This window comes from Glacieibacterium arshaanense (genome assembly GCF_004681125.1).
Taxonomy (GTDB): Bacteria; Pseudomonadota; Alphaproteobacteria; order Sphingomonadales; family Sphingomonadaceae; genus Polymorphobacter_A; species Polymorphobacter_A arshaanense.
This window is the reverse complement of the sequence record NZ_SIHO01000001.1, coordinates 213,298-229,722: the sequence shown is the minus strand read 5'-3', so window position 1 is coordinate 229,722 and position 16,425 is coordinate 213,298. Positions and strand designations below refer to the sequence as shown.

18 protein-coding genes and 1 tRNA gene are annotated in these 16,425 nt (G+C 65.8%); 12 read left to right on the top strand and 7 right to left on the bottom strand.

The features are described 5' to 3' along the window. Window positions 1–16 precede the first annotated feature (16 nt). From EUV02_RS01045 to EUV02_RS01030, 4 genes are all read left to right on the top strand, one after another. Window positions 17–535: a gamma carbonic anhydrase family protein gene (locus EUV02_RS01045; protein ID WP_135244375.1), complete on the top strand. Its 519-nt coding sequence runs from the start codon at window positions 17–19 to the stop codon at window positions 533–535. 107 nt (window positions 536–642) lie between these two features. Next, on the top strand, window positions 643–1,092 hold the full coding sequence (locus EUV02_RS01040) for a lysozyme (protein WP_135244374.1): 450 nt from the start codon (window positions 643–645) through the stop codon (window positions 1,090–1,092). Beyond that, on the top strand, window positions 1,089–1,361 hold the full coding sequence (locus tag EUV02_RS01035; RefSeq protein WP_135244373.1) for a hypothetical protein: 273 nt from the start codon (window positions 1,089–1,091) through the stop codon (window positions 1,359–1,361). The genes EUV02_RS01040 and EUV02_RS01035 overlap by 4 nt, the downstream gene beginning before the upstream one ends. Then, window positions 1,358–1,747, top strand: coding sequence for a hypothetical protein (locus EUV02_RS01030; protein WP_135244372.1), 390 nt, complete (start codon window positions 1,358–1,360; stop codon window positions 1,745–1,747). Before EUV02_RS01035 ends, EUV02_RS01030 begins: the two co-directional genes overlap by 4 nt. A 160-nt stretch (window positions 1,748–1,907) precedes the next feature. Here the strand turns inward: EUV02_RS01030 and EUV02_RS01025 are convergent. The 3 genes from EUV02_RS01025 to prsK all read right to left on the bottom strand — a co-directional run bounded on the left by EUV02_RS01025 (window position 1,908) and on the right by prsK (window position 5,506). After that, a tRNA-Pro gene (locus EUV02_RS01025) sits at window positions 1,908–1,984 on the bottom strand. A 76-nt stretch (window positions 1,985–2,060) separates the two neighbouring features. Further along, entirely contained in the window at window positions 2,061–3,425 is a 1,365-nt protein-coding gene (prsR, locus tag EUV02_RS01020) for a PEP-CTERM-box response regulator transcription factor (RefSeq protein ID WP_135244371.1), read from the bottom strand. Further along, the gene (gene prsK, locus EUV02_RS01015; protein WP_166430448.1) at window positions 3,422–5,506 is read right to left on the bottom strand and encodes an XrtA/PEP-CTERM system histidine kinase PrsK; all 2,085 of its coding nucleotides are present in this window, start codon (window positions 5,504–5,506) and stop codon (window positions 3,422–3,424) included. Before prsK ends, prsR begins: the two co-directional genes overlap by 4 nt. Before the next feature lie 115 nt (window positions 5,507–5,621). On the opposite strand from prsK, the gene EUV02_RS01010 reads away from it, so the two are divergent. The 7 genes from EUV02_RS01010 to EUV02_RS00980 all read left to right on the top strand — a co-directional run bounded on the left by EUV02_RS01010 (window position 5,622) and on the right by EUV02_RS00980 (window position 12,619). Next, complete coding sequence (locus EUV02_RS01010; protein WP_135244369.1) at window positions 5,622–6,950, top strand: mannose-1-phosphate guanylyltransferase/mannose-6-phosphate isomerase; 1,329 nt, start codon at window positions 5,622–5,624, stop codon at window positions 6,948–6,950. 42 nt (window positions 6,951–6,992) lie between these two features. Then, window positions 6,993–7,457: a MarR family winged helix-turn-helix transcriptional regulator gene (locus EUV02_RS01005; protein ID WP_135244368.1), complete on the top strand. Its 465-nt coding sequence runs from the start codon at window positions 6,993–6,995 to the stop codon at window positions 7,455–7,457. Further along, complete coding sequence (locus EUV02_RS01000) at window positions 7,454–8,515, top strand: HlyD family secretion protein (protein WP_135244367.1); 1,062 nt, start codon at window positions 7,454–7,456, stop codon at window positions 8,513–8,515. Before EUV02_RS01005 ends, EUV02_RS01000 begins: the two co-directional genes overlap by 4 nt. Before the next feature lie 5 nt (window positions 8,516–8,520). Continuing rightward, entirely contained in the window at window positions 8,521–10,077 is a 1,557-nt protein-coding gene (locus tag EUV02_RS00995) for a DHA2 family efflux MFS transporter permease subunit (protein WP_243445726.1), read from the top strand. Between the two features lie 66 nt (window positions 10,078–10,143). Beyond that, entirely contained in the window at window positions 10,144–11,118 is a 975-nt protein-coding gene (locus EUV02_RS00990) for an NAD(P)H-dependent flavin oxidoreductase (protein WP_135244366.1), read from the top strand. Further along, window positions 11,115–11,546 (top strand): methylmalonyl-CoA epimerase, encoded by a 432-nt coding sequence (gene mce / locus EUV02_RS00985; protein WP_135244365.1) that lies wholly within the window; start codon window positions 11,115–11,117, stop codon window positions 11,544–11,546. The genes EUV02_RS00990 and mce overlap by 4 nt, the downstream gene beginning before the upstream one ends. Before the next feature lie 2 nt (window positions 11,547–11,548). Then, window positions 11,549–12,619, top strand: a complete 1,071-nt coding sequence (locus tag EUV02_RS00980) for an alpha/beta fold hydrolase (RefSeq protein WP_135244364.1) — start codon at window positions 11,549–11,551, stop codon at window positions 12,617–12,619. Window positions 12,620–12,643: 24 nt separating this feature from the next. Here the strand turns inward: EUV02_RS00980 and EUV02_RS00975 are convergent, their stop codons facing one another. Together EUV02_RS00975 and arfB are read right to left on the bottom strand one after the other, a co-directional pair. Continuing rightward, window positions 12,644–13,024: a CsbD family protein gene (locus tag EUV02_RS00975; RefSeq protein WP_135244363.1), complete on the bottom strand. Its 381-nt coding sequence runs from the start codon at window positions 13,022–13,024 to the stop codon at window positions 12,644–12,646. 144 nt (window positions 13,025–13,168) lie between these two features. After that, entirely contained in the window at window positions 13,169–13,588 is a 420-nt protein-coding gene (gene arfB, locus EUV02_RS00970; RefSeq protein ID WP_207790079.1) for an alternative ribosome rescue aminoacyl-tRNA hydrolase ArfB, read from the bottom strand. A 53-nt stretch (window positions 13,589–13,641) separates the two neighbouring features. Between arfB and EUV02_RS00965 the strand changes: the two genes are divergently transcribed. Next, window positions 13,642–14,274, top strand: a complete 633-nt coding sequence (locus EUV02_RS00965) for a glutathione S-transferase family protein (protein ID WP_135244361.1) — start codon at window positions 13,642–13,644, stop codon at window positions 14,272–14,274. Here the strand turns inward: EUV02_RS00965 and EUV02_RS00960 are convergent. Next, window positions 14,267–15,169 (bottom strand): EamA family transporter, encoded by a 903-nt coding sequence (locus EUV02_RS00960; RefSeq protein WP_135244360.1) that lies wholly within the window; start codon window positions 15,167–15,169, stop codon window positions 14,267–14,269. The genes EUV02_RS00965 and EUV02_RS00960 overlap by 8 nt on opposite strands. Then, window positions 15,166–16,374, bottom strand: coding sequence for a multidrug effflux MFS transporter (locus tag EUV02_RS00955; RefSeq protein ID WP_135244359.1), 1,209 nt, complete (start codon window positions 16,372–16,374; stop codon window positions 15,166–15,168). The genes EUV02_RS00960 and EUV02_RS00955 overlap by 4 nt, the downstream gene beginning before the upstream one ends. Window positions 16,375–16,425: the final 51 nt, after the last annotated feature.

Genomic DNA, 16,425 nt, shown 5'->3' with positions numbered 1-16,425 from the left:
CCGGAGGCTCTTGACCATGACCATCATAGCTTTCAACGGCGTCGCGCCGGATATCGCGGCAGATGCGTTCGTCGCATCCGGCGCCCGGATCATCGGCCATGTGACCATCGGGGCGCGCGCGAGCATCTGGTACAATTGCGTCGTGCGCGGCGACGTCGGTGCCATCACCATCGGCGCGCGTACCAACATCCAGGACGGCAGCGTCGTCCATGTCACCGGCGGCAAATTCAACACGGTGATCGGCGAAGACTGCCTGATCGGCCACCTCGCGATGATCCACGGCTGCACGCTGGAGGATCATTCATTCGTCGGGCTTGGTGCGATCGTTATGGACGGCTGCGTCATCGAAGCCGATGCGATGCTGGCGGCTGGCGCGTTGCTGACACCGGGCAAGCGCATCCCGGCGGGACAGCTGTGGGCCGGGCGGCCGGCGGTGTATCTGCGCGACCTGAAACCCGATGATATTGCCCGCAACCGCGCCGGTGCAGCGGGCTATGTCGAGTTGGCACAACGCCATAAACGTGAATTCGCTTGACATAAATAACCAATTTGGATATATGATGCCACCTCAGAACGAAGAGGTGCGTCATTTCGATTCCCATTCCCCCCACGCGAACCAATCGCACGTCGGCAGCTTTCCGGATGCCGTCGACGACCGGCATCGCGCTGATCAAGGCGTTCGAACAGTGCCGGTTGCAAGCCTATCTGCCGACGCCTGACGACGTCCCGACCATCGGCTGGGGCAGCACGCGCGACAGCGACGGCACACGCATCCGCATCGGGCAGGTGTGGACGCAAGCGCACGCCGATGCGGTGTTCAACGACCAGCTGCTGGCGCTGGCGCGCGAAGTCGGTCGCGCCGTCGCAGGTGCGCCCACCAGCCAGCCGCAATTCGATGCGCTGGTCAGCTTTGCTTATAATCTAGGCGCGACCGCGCTGGCGCGCTCGACGCTGCTGGCGCTGCACCGCGCTGGCGATTTCACCGGGGCAGCCGCGCAGTTCGCGCGCTGGAACCGCCAGGGCAAGGTCGTGCTGGCCGGCCTGTCGCGCCGCCGCGCTGCCGAAGCCGCGCTGTACCGGACCGCAGCATGAGTGGCACGCAGATGCGACGCTGGGCGCAACAACTGCTCAGCGGCAAGGACAACAGCACCCCCGATCTGGCGCGCCATGCCTGGCTGCTCGCAAATCTGGCGATCATCGGCACGGCGGCGGCAGCGACATTCAAGGGCCTGCCGGTCAGTTTGACCGAGCTCGCCGGTGCGCTCGGCATCGCCAACACCAGCGGCGCAGTCGCGACCAAGCTCAAGGAAACCACCGAGCCCGACGTGCCCACGCCGCCGGCTGACGGGGCACCACAATGAACGCGCTGCTGATCGACTCGCTGCTGCGCCACTGGAAGCCGCTGGCGGCGGGGGTGCTCGCGATAGCCGCGCTCGTCTGGTTCAATCACGCGGCCGAACAGCGCGGCGCGCTGGCCGAACGGCAGATATGGCAGGCGCGTGCCGCCCGCGCTGCTGCCGCCGCCATCGCGCAGGCACAAACGCGCACCGCGCAACGCGAGGCGGCACTGGTCGCCGCGTCCGAACGTGCGCGCCGCTATGCCGACGCCCGCAAACCCATCGCCCAGGAGGTCATCCGCTATGTCCAAAGTCCCGCTGCTGCCACTGCTTGCCCTGATGCTGTCGGCGTGCACATCGGGCAGGCGAGTATCGACGCCGCCAATGCCGCTGTCGCCGCCGCCCGCTGAGAGCCGCATCGCCTGTGCGCCACTGCCGCGGATGTTCACGACCGCGGGTGAGGCGGTGACGTGGGTCAGCGAAGTGACCGCGCTCTATGTCGATTGCGACGCACGGCGGCGGGTAGCCGTCGAAGCCTGGCCGCGCTGAATTTGGCGATTTGGGGGAAACTGGTCGGAGCGACAGGATTCGAACCTGCGACCCTTAGACCCCCAGTCTAATGCGCTACCAGGCTGCGCCACGCTCCGACCGGCGTGTGCCTTAGGCTGCGCCGCCGCCGAGTGCAAGCGCGGGCATACAAAAATCACAGCGCCGCGTCCGAAATCAGGCTTCGAGGCCGTGGTCCTTGAGCATGTAATACAGCGTCGGACGGCTGATCCCGAGCAGCTTGGCGGTCAGCGAGATATTGCCTTCAGACCGCGCGATGGCCTGCTCGATGGCGCGGCGCTCGGCGATTTCGCGGACGCGCTTGAGGTTGAGTGAGGTGCTTTCCTCGTCGCCGCTGCCGAGATCGAGGTCGTCGGGAGTCAGCCGGCTACCTTCGGCCATGATGACCGCGCGCTTGATGCGGTTTTCGAGTTCACGGACATTGCCCGGCCACGGCCAGTCGGCGATTTTCGCCAGTGCGGCAGGAGTAAAGCCCTTGATCTGCCGGCGATGTTCGCGTGCGAACTTGCTAAGGAAGTGGTGCGCGAGCAGTTCGGCATCGCCCTGGCGTTCGGCAAGCGACGGGATGCGCACGACGATTTCGGCGAGGCGATAGTAGAGATCCTCACGGAATGATCCGGCGGTGATCATCGCTTCGAGGTTTTGGTGCGTCGCGCAGATAATGCGGACATCGACAGGAATCGGCCGCCGGCCGCCGATGCGTTCGATGACGCGTTCCTGCAGGAAGCGCAGCAGCTTGACCTGCAGCGGCAACGGGATATCGCCAACTTCATCAAGGAATAGCGTGCCGCCCTCGGCGCGCTCGATCTTGCCCTCCATCGACTTGACGGCGCCGGTGAACGCGCCCTTTTCATAGCCGAACAGTTCGGATTCGAGCAAAGTTTCAGGGATCGCCGCGCAGTTGATGGCGATGAACGGGCCCTTTTCACGCAGCGAATTGTCGTGCAGCCCCTTGGCGAGCAATTCCTTGCCGGTACCGCTGGCGCCAAGCAGCATCACCGAGACGTCGGCGCTGGCGACTCGCTCGATCATCCGCGCGACCTTAAGCATTTCAGGCGCACCGGTGATAATGCCGCCGACGACGCCCTCGCCGGTCGCGGCGCGTTGCAGCCGGCGGTTTTCCTCCTCGAGCGCGTGGACGTGCATCGCGCGGCGGACAATGTGGCCGAGCTCGTCGATATCGACGGGCTTCTGGTAGAAATCGAACGCCCCCTTGGCGATGGCGCCGAGCGCGCTTTCGCGGGCTCCGTGGCCCGACGCGACAATGACCTTGGTGTTGGGGCGCAGCGCCATGATTTCCTCGAGCGTCGCGAATCCCTCGCTAGTGCCATCGGGGTCGGGCGGCAGGCCGAGATCGAGCGTCACCACCGGCGGCTCGATCGCGTGCAGCGCCGCAATCGCCGATTCGCGGTCGCCGGCAATGGTCACGTCATAGTCTTCATACGCCCAGCGCAACTGGCGCTGCAGCCCTTCGTCATCTTCGACAACGAGCAATTTAGGACGCAGGTTGTCCTCGCTCACGAGGCTATTCTCCCGACTGCGTGATGGATCGGCAATCGCACGGTAAATACAGTCCCTTCACCCGGTGTGCTGGCGACATCAAGTTGCCCGCCCATGTTGCGCACGATTGTTCGTGCTTCATAGGCCCCAATACCGAAACCGCCGGGCTTGGTCGAATGAAACGGCCGGAACAAATCATTGCGCAGGAACGCTGGTGTCATGCCGACACCCTGATCGGCAACGGCAATCGCCACTTCGTCGGCGCCGCTCGCCACGCTGACGGTGACTGCCGTCGCATCGACGCTGGCATCGATGGCATTCTGGATCAGGTGCGCGAACATCTGCTCGAGCTGGGCGCCGTCGCCGGAAACCTCGACCGGCTTGCCCGACGGCGTCAGTTCCAGCTGCGGATAGCCGGGCTTTTTCGCCGCAACGACCTCGGCAACGAGCTTGTCGACATCGAGCACCGTAACGCCGTCGCCCTTGCTGATCTCGCGCTGCGACAGCCGCGCCAGCAGGTCGTTCATCTTGCCAACCGAGCTTTGCAGCGTCGCCACCATATCAGCACGGAACGCCGGATTATCGGAATGGCGCTCGGCGTTGCGCGCCACCAGCGACAATTGGCTGACCAGATTCTTGAGGTCGTGCATGATGAACGCGAAGCGCCGGTTGAATTCGTCGAACTTGCCGGCCTCGTCGAGCGCTTCCTGGCTTGCCGCCTCGGCGATATAGCTCGCGGCCTGGCGCCCGAGCGTGCGCAACAAGTCAAAGTCTTCCCAGTTGAGCGCACGCGCGACCAGCGTGCGCTCGATCAGCAGAAAGCCTTCGAGGCGTTCAAGATGGGTGAGCGGCACGATCAGCCAAGCGCGCGTGTCGGTCGCGGCCCAGGGTGGCAAGCGCACCGCGCCATAGTCGCCGCTGCCGGCGCGTAATTCGTCAAGGTCGATGATGCGCTGGCGGTTGGCCAGAAAGCCGGGCAGCGCACCGTCCGCCGACAGCGGCGCCGCGGTAAAGCCGTCGAAGCGCCATGTCGCAGCGACAGCATAATTGCCCTCGCCGTCCAGCGTGAACAGCACACCGCCAGGGGAGTCGACGACGGTGCAGACGCCGCGGATGACGCGTTCGGACAGGCTGCCCAACCCGGCACCGGCGCCTGCCACGGTCGAGATGAAGCGCAGCCACTCCTGCCGATAGTCATACTTGTAGGCGAAGAAGTTCTTGGCAATCAGCACCCGCAACCACGCCCGGAAGCGCGGCGACACCAGCACCACTACCGCGAGCAACACCATCGCAAACAGGAAGGTGATCTGCAGCAGCCGGCCCCAGTCGCCGCCGACAAGGCGCAGGCCATAGGCCGCCGTCGCCATCGCGATCAGATAGACACCGATCATGCTGAACGACAACGAATGGAAGACCACTTGCCGCGAGACATGGACGCGCGACGCCCAGTTCTGGTTCGACGACACCAGCAGCAACGGCACCACGATGACGTCGACAGCACCACGGATGTTGTAGAGATCGACTGACGGTGTGCCGAACAGGAAAATCAGCGTGTAGTAGTTAAGATCATAAGCGAAAACGCCTGCCAGACCGATGCACAGCAGCCGGACTTCGCCCTGGCTTTCGGGGTCGGCGTTGACGAACAGATTGTGCAGCATCACCAGTCCGGCAATTGCCATCGCCATGCGGCTGATGACCAGCGTCGAGGCGAGCAGCGGCTGGTTGGCGATCGGCACGACGCCGAGTGCCCAGACAATATCGAGCAGCAGTTGCAGCGCCACGACAAAGCCGAGCAGGCTGGCAATCAGAAACGTCGAGCGTCGCCGCTCATCGAGCCGCCAGCTGCGCCGCAGCACCGCCAGCAGGAAGGCGATCCACGCCGCCGAGCGCAGTGTCTCGGCTGGCGACGCCAAAAGCTGCCAGCCACCGCCACGACGTTCGGCAAGCACGACGACCAATGCCCAGACCATAGTGACCAGCGACGCGGCAATCAGCCACAGGCTGGTGCCGCTCTGCGCGCGCCGGGTCAGCAGCACCACCGCCAGCGCGCCAAAGCCCAGCGCTGCGACGGTGTGACTGAACAGTCCGACGTCGGTCAACACGGTGGCTTCGTCCTCCCCCTCGGCATGGCAACAGCGACGGCACCGCCGTGCGGCGACTTCTGCTTGGCGCAGGTGTCGCATTCAAGTAGGCGCTGCGTCAATCAACGGAGACGGTATGACCCAAAAGCGTATCTGGCCTGTACTGCTGTCGGGCGGCGTCGGCGCGCGGCTGTGGCCGGTATCGCGTGCGGCCATGCCCAAGCAGCTGATCAGCCTGACCGAAGCGGCGACGATGTTGCAGGCGACTGCCGCGCGGTGTGCCGACGCGGCGCGCTTCCATCCGCCGCTGGTCGTCGCCAGCGCCGCACATGCCGTGACGATTGGCGACCAGCTCGCCGCCGTCGATGCCACACCCGGCGCGCTGATCCTCGAGCCCGTCGCACGCAATACGGCACCGGCGATTGCCCTGGCGGCGCTGGAGGTGCTGCAGCACGATCCAGCGGGGCTGATGCTCGTGATGCCATCGGACCATCACATTGCTTATCCCGAGGTTTTGCAAGCCGCGGTTGCCACCGCTCTACCACTCGCCGAAGCCGGCTGGCTGGTGACATTCGGTATCACGCCCGACCATCCGGCGACAGGCTACGGCTATATCGAAATCGGCGAAAAGCTCGCTGACGGGGTCAACAAGGTCGAGAAATTCGTCGAAAAGCCCGACATTGCGACCGCGACGCGCTGGCTCGCCGAAGGTCGCCATGTGTGGAACGGCGGCATCTTCCTGATGCGCGCCGATGTGCTGCTCGACGAATTGGCGAAACACGCGCCGGCGATGCGTGACGCCTGCCAGCGTGCCTTTGCCGCAGCCCGACGCGACGCCGGCGCGGTGACCCCCGATGCGGGCATCTTTGCCGGCTGTCCTGCCGATTCGATCGACTATGCGGTTTTCGAACGCGCCGAACGCGTGGCGGTGGTGCCGGTCGCGATGGGCTGGTCGGATATCGGGTCGTGGGACGCGCTGCGCGATCTCGGGCCTGCCGATGCCGATGGCAATGTCAGCAGCAACAACGTCATTGCCGTCGATACACAGCGTTGCCTGCTGCGCAGTGAGGGGCCGATTCTGGCGACCATCGGTGTGCAGGATCTGGTCATTGTCGCGACCGCCGATGCGGTACTCGTCAGCGCTGCAGGCCAAACGCAGGGCGTGCGGAAGATTGTCGACCGTCTTGCTGGTGACGCGGCGCTGGTGCAGCCGCGCGTCGAAAGCTTCGCCGGGGGCTGCCTGCGACGGCTGGCGGAAGGCGACGGCGTGCGGGTTTACGAGATTGAACTCGACGCCGGCGCCAGCTGGAAGGCCCCAGCAGCACGCGTCACTGCAATCGCCGGTGCGGCCGAAGTTGCGGGCAAGCGGCTCGACAACGCCGACACCGCTGCTGGGGATATCATCGTGTCGGCAAGCGGCGCGCGGCTGCTCATCGTGGAGAGCGGAACCCCCGCCAAAACCTGAATCTCATTGCATATAATAAGCAATGTATATTATATGTGGGTCATGCAAGATGACCCGCTCGGATTCCTGATTGGCGATTGTTCGCGGCTGTTGCGGCGACGTTTCGATGCGCGTGCGCGCGCGCTCGGCGTCAGCCGTGCACAGTGGCAGGTGCTCGTCGCGCTGTCGCGGCAAGAGGGTACCAACCAGGCCGGGCTTGCCGAGTATCTCGAGGTCGAGACGATCACGCTATGCCGGATGGTCGACCGGCTGCAGGAGGCAGGACTGGTCGAACGCCGGCCGGACCCGGCCGATCGCCGCGCCTGGAAGCTCTATCTGACCGAGCCGGCAGGGCCGCTGCTCGACCAGCTGCGCCAGCTCGGCGGGGCCTTGGTCGAGGAAGCGCTCAACGGCATTTCGCCGTCGCTACGCGAATCGCTTTACGATGGCCTCGCGGCGCTGCGGAACAACCTTTCGGCGCGTGGCCCGGCCACGCTGCCCGACGCACCGCTGCAGGAGCGGGCATGATGCACGACCGGATCGACCCCGCGCAGCTGACCAAGCGCCGGACCCTGTGGGACCGGCTGCGCACGCCGTTGCTGATGGTGGCGCTGCCGCTACTGCTGATTGCCGGCGGCGTGGCGCTGTGGCTGCTCGGCAGCAACGAAATTTCGACCGACAACGCTTATGTCCAGCAGGACCGGGTTTCGGTCAGTTCGGACGTCAATGGCCGCGTCATCGCCGTCGGTGCCACCGAAAGCCAGCCGGTCAAGGTCGGCGATGTGCTGATCCGCATCGATCCCGAGCCGTTCCAGATCACGCTCGCCCAGGCCGAAGCGGCGCTGGCGTCGGCACGCCTGCAAGTCCACCAGTTGCGCGACACCTCGGGCGGCAAGGGCGCCGATGTGCGCGGCAAGCGCGAGGCGGTGTCGTTCGCCGAAATCGATCTTGAGCGCCAGAAGGGCCTGCTCGACACCGGCTTCACGACACGTGCACGCTACCAGCAGGCCGAACACCAACTCGCGCAGGCGCGCAGCGAACTCGCCAGTGCCGAGGCGGAAGCCGCCAAGGCGCAGTCGGCGCTCGCTGGTCAGGGTGTGTCCGCCGCCGCGATCGAATCGCATCCGCTGGTGGCCGCGGCGCGTGCGGCGCGCGACCGCGCAGCGCTCGATTTGCGGCGCACGACGATCTATGCGCCGGTCGCCGGCCGCGCCAGCCAGACCGACAAGGTCCAGGTCGGCCAGATGATCTTCGCCGGCGTCCCGACGATGAGCCTGATGGTCGGTGACCATATGTGGGTCGAGGCGAACTTCAAGGAAACCGACCTCGAACGCATGCGCCCCGGCCAAAAAGCCCGGATCAAGCTTGATACCTACCCAGACAACCCGCTTGACGGCCATGTCGTCAGCATCGGCGCCGGCACCGGCTCAGAGTTTTCGGTGCTGCCGGCGCAGAACGCCACCGGCAACTGGGTCAAGGTTGTCCAGCGCGTGCCGGTGCGCATCGCCATCGATTCGAAACCGCCGCAGCCGTTGCTCGCCGGGCTGTCGGCCAAAGTCACGGTTGACCTGCGAACCGGCGGCTGACCCGCGTGGCGAGCCATCCACCCGAAGCCGAAGGCGTCATCGCGCCGAACGCGTTGGCGATTACCATCGTCGTCATGCTCGCGACCTTCATGCAGGTGCTCGATTCGACGATTGCCAATGTCGCACTGCCGCACATGCAGGCGAGCCTCGGCGCCGCCGCCGATACCATCACCTGGGTGCTGACCTCGTACATCGCGGCGTCTGCCATCGCGACACCGCTGACCGGCTGGCTCGCCGACAAGTTCGGCCGGCGCAAACTGTTCATCGCGGCGATTTCGGGGTTCGTCATTACTTCGATGATGTGCGGTACGGCGCAGTCGCTCAACCAGATGGTGGCGTTCCGGATGATGCAGGGCGCCAGCGGCGCCTTCCTCGTGCCACTCGGCCAGGCGTTCCTGCTTGATGCCTATCCGCGCTCGCTGCACGGCAAGGCGATGGCGTGGTGGGGCGTCGGCGTCATGGTCGGGCCGGTGATGGGCCCGCTGCTCGGCGGCTGGCTCACCGACAATTTCGAATGGCGCTGGGTGTTCTATGTCAATCTGCCCGTCGGCGGCCTGACGTTGCTCGGCGCGCTGGCATTCCTGCGCGAGACCCCGGTGGCGCACCGACGCTTCGATATGTTCGGCTTCGTGTCGCTGAGTATTGCGTTGCTGGCGTTCCAGGTCATGCTCGACCGCGGCCAGCAGATCGACTGGTTTGAGTCGTGGGAAGTCCGCATCGAGGCGATCCTCGCGGCCGCCGCCTTTTGGGTGTTCGGCGTCCACACCTATGCCAAAGGCGACGGCATCCTCAACATGGCGCTGATCCGCGACCGCAACTGCGCCACCGGCTTCGTGTTCATCTTTATCGTCGGGATGATGATGGTGGCGACGACGGCGCTGCTGCCGCCGATGCTGCAGGGGCTGTTCGGCTATCCGGTGCTCACCACCGGCATGGTGCTGGCGCCGCGCGGGCTCGGCACGATGATCGGCATGATGCTGATGGGGCAGATTGTCGGCAAGGTCGATCCGCGCTTCCTGCTGCTGTGCGGGCTGACGATGACCGGCACCTCGATGTTCTGGATGAGCCAGTTCAGCCCGCAGATGGACATGCAGCCAGTCATCTTCAGCGGGCTTTTACAGGGGTTCGGGCTGGGCTTCATGTTCGTGCCGCTCAACACCATCGCGTTTGCGACACTGCCACCGGCGTTCCGCACCGATGCCGCCAGCTTCTACAGCCTGCTGCGCAACATCGGCGGCTCGATCGGCGTGTCGATCGTCATCGGCACACTGGCACGGCAGGTGCAGGTCGCGCACGCCGATATCGGCAGTGCGTTGACACCGATGACGGTGCCGTTTGCCGAGGGCAACATGACACAAGCGCTTGGCCCCGGCGGCGATACCGTCATGTCGGCGCTCAATGCCGCCGTCACCGCGCAGGCGGCTATGGTCGGCTATATCGACGTGTTCCGCATGCTGATGTGGCTGACGGTCGCGGTGCTTCCGCTGATGCTGTTCCTGCGGCCACCGGCACGGCAGGCGCAGCCCATCGACGACGAAGCTGCGCACATGGTCATGGATTGATAAAGTTTGTGGACGTGCCCGCGCCACTCCATCTATCGACATAGAAAAAGCACCTAGGGAGACGACATGATCAAGACACGCTTCACCGAAACCTTCGGGATTCGGCACCCCATCGCGCAGGGCGGCATGCAATGGGTTGGCCGCGCACCGCTCGTCGCCGCCGTCGCCAACGCCGGTGGCCTCGGTTTCCTGACTGCGCTGACGCAGCCCAGCCCCGATGCGCTGCGCGACGAAATCGCCCGCACCCGCACGCTGACCGGCGAGAAGTTCGGCGTCAACCTGACGGTCTTCCCGACGATCAACGCCCCCGACTACAACGCCTATGCGCAGGCGATCATCGACGCCGGCATCACCATTGTCGAAACCGCCGGCACGCCTGCGGTCGCCGAACAATGGGCGATGTTCAAGGCCGCCGGCATCAAGATCATCCACAAATGCACCTCGGTCCGCCACGCGCTGTCGGCGGAACGCAAGGGCGTCGATGCCATTTCGATTGACGGCTTCGAATGCGCCGGCCACCCCGGCGAAGACGACATCCCCGGCCTGATCCTGATCCCCGCCGCTGCCGACAAGGTGAAGATTCCGATGCTGGCTTCGGGCGGCTTCGGTGACGGTCGCGGTCTGGTTGCCGCGCTCGCGCTCGGTGCCGACGGTATCAACATGGGCACGCGTTTCTGCGCCACGCAGGAAGCGCCGTTGCACGATGCGTTCAAGACCGCGATGGTCGAACAGGACGAGCGTTCGACCGACCTGATCTTCCGCACCATGCACAACACCGCGCGCGTTGCCCGCAACGAAGTCAGCCAACAGGTCGTCGCGCTCGAAAAGCAGGGCGCAGCGTTCGAACAGGTCCGCGACCTCGTCGCCGGCCAGCGCGGCAAGGCCGGGCTCGAAAGCGGCGACATCAACGCCGGCATCTGGTCGGCGGGCATGGTCCAGGGCCTGATCAACGACGTCCCGACCTGCAAGGAACTGATCGACCGCATCATCGCGGAAGCCGAAGGCATCATCGACAACCGTCTGGCAGGCATGCGCAAATGAGCGCGCAGCTAATCGGCCGCCTCAACCATGTCGGTGTCGCGACGCCGTCGATCGATGACGCCGTCGCGATGTACCGCGACCTGTTCGGCGCCACCGTCAGCAAGGCGAAGTTCGCGCTGCCCGAACAGGGCGTGTGGGTGTGCTTCATCGATCTGCCCAACAGCCAGATCGAGTTGATCGAGCCGTACGGCGATGCGTCGCCGGTGTGGAGCTTCCTCAAGAAGAACCCGTCGGGCGGTCAGCATCACATCTGCTTCGAAGTCGATGACATCGTCGCGGCGCGCGATGCGATGCGCGACCGCGGCGCGACGGTGCTCGGCACCGGCGAGCCGCGGATGGGCGCGCACGGCGTGCCGGTCATCTTCGTTCACCCGAAGAACACCGGCGGCGTGCTTGTCGAGTTGATGGCAAAGCCCGAAGCGCACTAGGCATGAACTGGGGCCGCCTCGCCGTGCCGCTGGTTGCCATAACGCTGGCAACCGGCGGCGCGGCGGGCGCCACACAAATTCCGGGACCCAAGATGACCGCAGCCGATCCGCGCGAACAGCATACGGTTGTGATGCCCGACTTCACCTTTGCCGATGGTCGCAGCCAGCCGCTGCGCATTGCCTATCACGCCTTCGGCACCCCGCATCGCGGCAGCGACGGCAGCATCGACAACGCCGTGCTGCTGCTCCACGGCACCGGCGGCAGCAGCGCCGCGTTCCTCGATCCCAAGTTTGACAAGCGCCTCTATGCAGCGGGCGCGCCGCTCGATCTGGCGAAGACCTATGTTGTCCTGGTCGATGCCATTGGCACCGGCGGCTCCAGCAAGCCGAGCGACGGCGCCGGGCGCAATTTCCCGCACTATGACTATCACGACATGGTAGTGGCGCAGGCGCATGTGGTGCGCAAGACGCTGGGCATCCGCAAGCTCAAGCTGGTGCTCGGCATCTCGATGGGCGGGTCGAATGCCTGGCTATGGGCGACCGAGTTTCCCGATCTCGCGGGCACGGTAATCGTGCTGTCTTCGCTGCCGGTCAAGCCGACGGGGCGCAACCTGCTGTGGCGCATTGCCAGCCGCGATGCACTGCTCGCCGACCCGTCGCCGGGCGGCGCCGGCGTGCGGACAGCGCATGCAATCAGTGCCTTGGTGATGGTGGCGCCGCCGGCGCTCAAGATGTTCGTACCGGGCGCCAAGGCTGCCGAGGCGGTCATGGCAGGCGAGCAACCGGCGAGTGACGGACTCGATCTGGCGTGGCAGCTCGATGCTGTGCGGACCTATGACCCGCAGCCGTTGCTCGACGCAGTGACAGCGCGCGTCGTCAATCTCAACTTCGCCGATGACCCGCTATATCCGCCCGACACCGATCCGATGCCGGCCATCGTCAAGCAATTCCCCAACATCCGGACGGTCATCGTGCCGGCATCGGACGCCACGATGGGGCACATGACGCTGGGCGAACCCAGGGTCTGGTTGCCCTATGTCGAGGCCGATATCCGCGCGGCGCTGGCGCGCTGAGGCGCCAGCACCGCGCGCTAGTGACTATTCCGAGCGACGGCCGCTGAGCAGCCAGCCGACGAGGAAGCCGACAGCAACGCCACCGAGCAGCGTCACGACGGGCTGTTCCTGAACCTGCGTCTTGACCGTGGCGCTGGCCTTGTCGGCATAGCGGCGCGTCGTTTCGCGGGCGCGATCGACATACTCAGGGGCTTCGTCGGCGAGTTCACGCGCCTTGGCGCGGGCGCGCTCATAGCCGTCGGCAGCCTTTTCGCGCGCCGTGCCGAAAGCTTCCTGGGCCTTGCCCTTGACGCTGTCGACGACGCCGGCAACGCGCGCCTGGGTATCGCCAACGGCGGCACCGAGCTTGGCTTCGGCCTGGCCGGCAAAGTCGCGGACGCGGCCTTCGATTTCGTCACTGTTCATGGTGTCTGCTCCTGAGGGGGGGGTTCAAACTGGATTACCGATATGGGAACGAAAAGTTGCATCGCCAAGCGAGGATGCCAGCAATTTTTCACAATAGCACGACGGGCTGCCGATTTCGCCGGTCAAAGCGAAGCAGCGCACAAGTCAATCGTCGCGGACGCGGCCCCTGCCCGCTTTGATTCCCGACCGCACGGCTTTCGATTCGAGCCGCCGCGTCTTTGATCCCAACGTCGGCTTGGTCGCCCGTCGCCGCACCGGGCGCACCGCGGCCTTGGCGATCAGTTCGACCAGCCGTTCGCGCGCATCGGCGCGGTTGCGTTCCTGCGTGCGGTGGCTTTGCGCGGTCAGCACCAACACGCCGTCGCTGGTCAGCCGGCTGCCTGCCAGCCGCATCAGCCGCACCGCGACGTCATTGGGCAGGTTCGGCGAGCGCCGGACATCAAAGCGCAACTGCACCGCGGTCGAAACCTTGTTGACGTTCTGCCCGCCCGGCCCGCTGGCACGGATGAAGCTTTCGTCGAGCTCGGCCTCGTCGATGCTGATTTCGGGCGTGACGAATATCATGATTCAGGCATACTCTGCCGACACCGCGAAATAAACCGCACAGGGGATCTGCAATGCTGACCGTCCACCACCTCAACGATTCGCGCTCGCAACGCATCCTCTGGCTGTGCGAGGAACTCGGCATCCCCTACCGCACTGTCGATTACACCCGCGACGCGGTGACCCGACTGGCCCCCCCGGGGCTCAAGGACGTCCATCCGCTCGGCAAATCGCCGGTCATCGAAGACGGCAGCCTGCGCGTCACCGAATCGGGCGCCATCACCGATTATATCATCCGCACCTATGGCAAGGGCCGGATGATGCCCAAGCCGGGCACCGCCGACCATGAGAAGTACCTCGAATGGCTGCACTTTGCCGAAGGCTCGGCGATGCTGCCATTCATGCTGGCGCTCTACACCGGCCGCCTCGGCGAAGCCGCCGCGCCGCTGCTGCCACGCATCGAGGAACAGGTGATGAGCCACCTCGCCTTCATCGACAGCGAACTCGGCGACAAACCCTTCCTGATGGGCGACGAACTCACCGGCGCCGACATCATGATGTCATTCGTCGCCGAAATCGCCGCGGTCCAGGGCAAGCTGTCGAGCCTGCCGCGGCTGCTCGCCTATGCGCGGCGCCTGCAAGCGCGGCCGGCGTGGATTGCGGTGGCCGACCGGACGGCTCCGTATAGCTTCCGGTTGCCTAAATAGGCTTTGCTGCGCGGCGGGCCGCCAGCCGTTGCCCGAAAATGTTGATGCACAGCCCGCCGAGCACCAGCCCGGCGGCGGCGAGTTTCCATGCCGGCAGCGGCTCGTGGAGAATCCATGCCGCAAAGCCCATGCCGAACACCGGCACCAGCAGCGATAGCGGCGCCACCGTCGAGGTCGGGTAACGGCCCAGAAGCCAGCCCCAGGCGCCGTAGCCGAACATCGTGTTGCCGACCGACTGCCACAGCACCGCCGCCCAGACCAACGGCGTCGCCGCACGCAGGCCCTGTGTAATTGCTACCGGGCCTTCGACGATCAGCGACAGCGCCAGCAGCGGCGGTACCGAAAACAGGCTCGCCCAGACGACATAGGCGAGCATGTTGGTTGCCCCCGAGCGGCGCTGGACGATGTTGCCGCCGGCCCAGCAGGCGGCCGCCGCCAGCACCAGCGCCAGCCCGAGCGGTGTCGTGCTGGTGTCGCCGTGCAGCGCGATGATGCCGATGCCGGTGACCGCGCAGGCCAGCGCCAGCCACTGGATTTTGAGCAGCCGCTCGCCGCCGATCCACATCGACAACGCGATGGTGAAGAATGCCTGGCACTGCACCACCAGCGACGCGAGGCCCGCCGCGATATGGCCGTTGATGGCGATGAACAGCAGCCCGAACTGGCCGAGCCCGATGAACAGGCCGTAGGCGGCAAGGTTGCGCCACGGCACTTGCGGGCGCGGCAGGAAGAACACCAAAGGCAGCAGCGCAAAGGTGAAGCGCAGAGTCGCGAACAGCAGCGGCGGCAGCGTGCCGAGCGCCAGCTTGATGACGGTGAAGTTGCTGCCCCACACCGCCATCACCGCGAGCCCGAGCAGCAGCGGTCGCCAACCGAAGGCGCGCGTCTGTGTCATGTCCGTGCCGCCGGCCGCGCCAGCCCGAACAGCGCCAGCGCCGACAGCGTCAGCGCGCTCGCCATGATCGCCGCCATCGGCAACGGCGTGCCGTCGTGCAGGGCGCCCGCCAGCATTGAGGCCAGCGCGCCCATCGCGAACGACCCGGCGCCGATCATTGCCGAGGCAGTGCCGGCGCGCTGCGGGTCGACGCTGAGCGCCGCCGCGGTGGTGTTGGTGGCAATGAAGCCATACGACGCGAGTGCCGCGAACAGCACCGCGAGCAGCAGCCAGCGCCCACCAATCCCGCTCGCCGCCACGCCGAGCAGCACGATGCCGATCACGACGCCGACGGCGCTCGCCACGTGCAGGATGCGCATCGACGGGATGTGATCGAGCAGCAGGCGGTTGACCTGCCCCGAGCCGATGACGGCGACGGCCAGCAGCGCGAACAGCCAGCCGAACTGCGCAATATCGAAGCCGAGCTGGTCGATCAGCAGGTCGGGCGCGTTCGAGATATAGGCGAACAATGTCGCGCCGTTGAACGCGCCAGTGAGCAGGAAGCCGAGGAAGCGCGGGTTGCGCAGCATCGCGGCGTAGCTCAGCCCGACATGCTCGTTGCGCGCCAGTTCGGCAGTCGCGGCCGAGCGGCTTTCGGGCAGCCACAGCGCCACCGCGATGAAGGTTGCGACGCCGAACGCCGCGAGCGCGCCGAAGATGCCGCGCCAGCCGACCCAGCCGACCAGCCAGCCGCCAAGCGTCGGCGCCAAAATCGGCGCGATGCCGAGCACCAGCATCAGCAGCGAGAAGATCCGCGCCGAATCCTGATGGTCGAAGCGGTCGCGGACGATGGCGCGCGCCAGCACCACCCCCGAACATGCGCCGAGCGCCTGGACGAAGCGCCCGGCGACGAGCCATTCGATCGACGGCGCCAGCGCGCACAGCAATGACGCCGCGACATAGACCGCCGCGCCGAACAACAGCAGCGGCCGCCGCCCCATCCGGTCCGACAAGGGGCCGTAAATCATCTGGCCGAGCGACATGCCGATGAAGAACGCCGCCATCGTATGCTGCACCGCGCCGCTGTCGACGCCGAGGCTGCGGCCGATCGCGGGCATGCCGGGCAAGTACAGGTCGATCGACACCGCGCCATAGGCGGTCAACGTGCCGAGCAGCAGCAGCGTGGCCTTGGTCGGGTGCGGGCGGGCAGTTTCGGTGTCGGACATGGTGTTTCGGGTCAATCGGTGGCAGGCGGCGGGATGAAATGCACACGGTGA

Excerpts from the sequence above, each read along its gene's own strand:
- EUV02_RS01045 (WP_135244375.1), top strand. The coding sequence starts at position 17 with ATGACCATCATAGCTTTCAACGGCGTCGCGCCGGATATCGCGGCAGAT.
- EUV02_RS01040 (WP_135244374.1), top strand. The coding sequence starts at position 643 with ATGCCGTCGACGACCGGCATCGCGCTGATCAAGGCGTTCGAACAGTGC.
- EUV02_RS01035 (WP_135244373.1), top strand. The coding sequence starts at position 1,089 with ATGAGTGGCACGCAGATGCGACGCTGGGCGCAACAACTGCTCAGCGGC.
- EUV02_RS01030 (WP_135244372.1), top strand. The coding sequence starts at position 1,358 with ATGAACGCGCTGCTGATCGACTCGCTGCTGCGCCACTGGAAGCCGCTG.
- EUV02_RS01010 (WP_135244369.1), top strand. The coding sequence starts at position 5,622 with ATGACCCAAAAGCGTATCTGGCCTGTACTGCTGTCGGGCGGCGTCGGC.
- EUV02_RS01005 (WP_135244368.1), top strand. The coding sequence starts at position 6,993 with ATGCAAGATGACCCGCTCGGATTCCTGATTGGCGATTGTTCGCGGCTG.
- EUV02_RS01000 (WP_135244367.1), top strand. The coding sequence starts at position 7,454 with ATGATGCACGACCGGATCGACCCCGCGCAGCTGACCAAGCGCCGGACC.
- EUV02_RS00990 (WP_135244366.1), top strand. The coding sequence starts at position 10,144 with ATGATCAAGACACGCTTCACCGAAACCTTCGGGATTCGGCACCCCATC.
- mce (WP_135244365.1), top strand. The coding sequence starts at position 11,115 with ATGAGCGCGCAGCTAATCGGCCGCCTCAACCATGTCGGTGTCGCGACG.
- EUV02_RS00980 (WP_135244364.1), top strand. The coding sequence starts at position 11,549 with ATGAACTGGGGCCGCCTCGCCGTGCCGCTGGTTGCCATAACGCTGGCA.
- EUV02_RS00975 (WP_135244363.1), bottom strand. The coding sequence starts at position 13,024 with ATGAACAGTGACGAAATCGAAGGCCGCGTCCGCGACTTTGCCGGCCAG.
- arfB (WP_207790079.1), bottom strand. The coding sequence starts at position 13,588 with ATGATATTCGTCACGCCCGAAATCAGCATCGACGAGGCCGAGCTCGAC.
- EUV02_RS00965 (WP_135244361.1), top strand. The coding sequence starts at position 13,642 with ATGCTGACCGTCCACCACCTCAACGATTCGCGCTCGCAACGCATCCTC.
- EUV02_RS00960 (WP_135244360.1), bottom strand. The coding sequence starts at position 15,169 with ATGACACAGACGCGCGCCTTCGGTTGGCGACCGCTGCTGCTCGGGCTC.
- EUV02_RS00955 (WP_135244359.1), bottom strand. The coding sequence starts at position 16,374 with ATGTCCGACACCGAAACTGCCCGCCCGCACCCGACCAAGGCCACGCTG.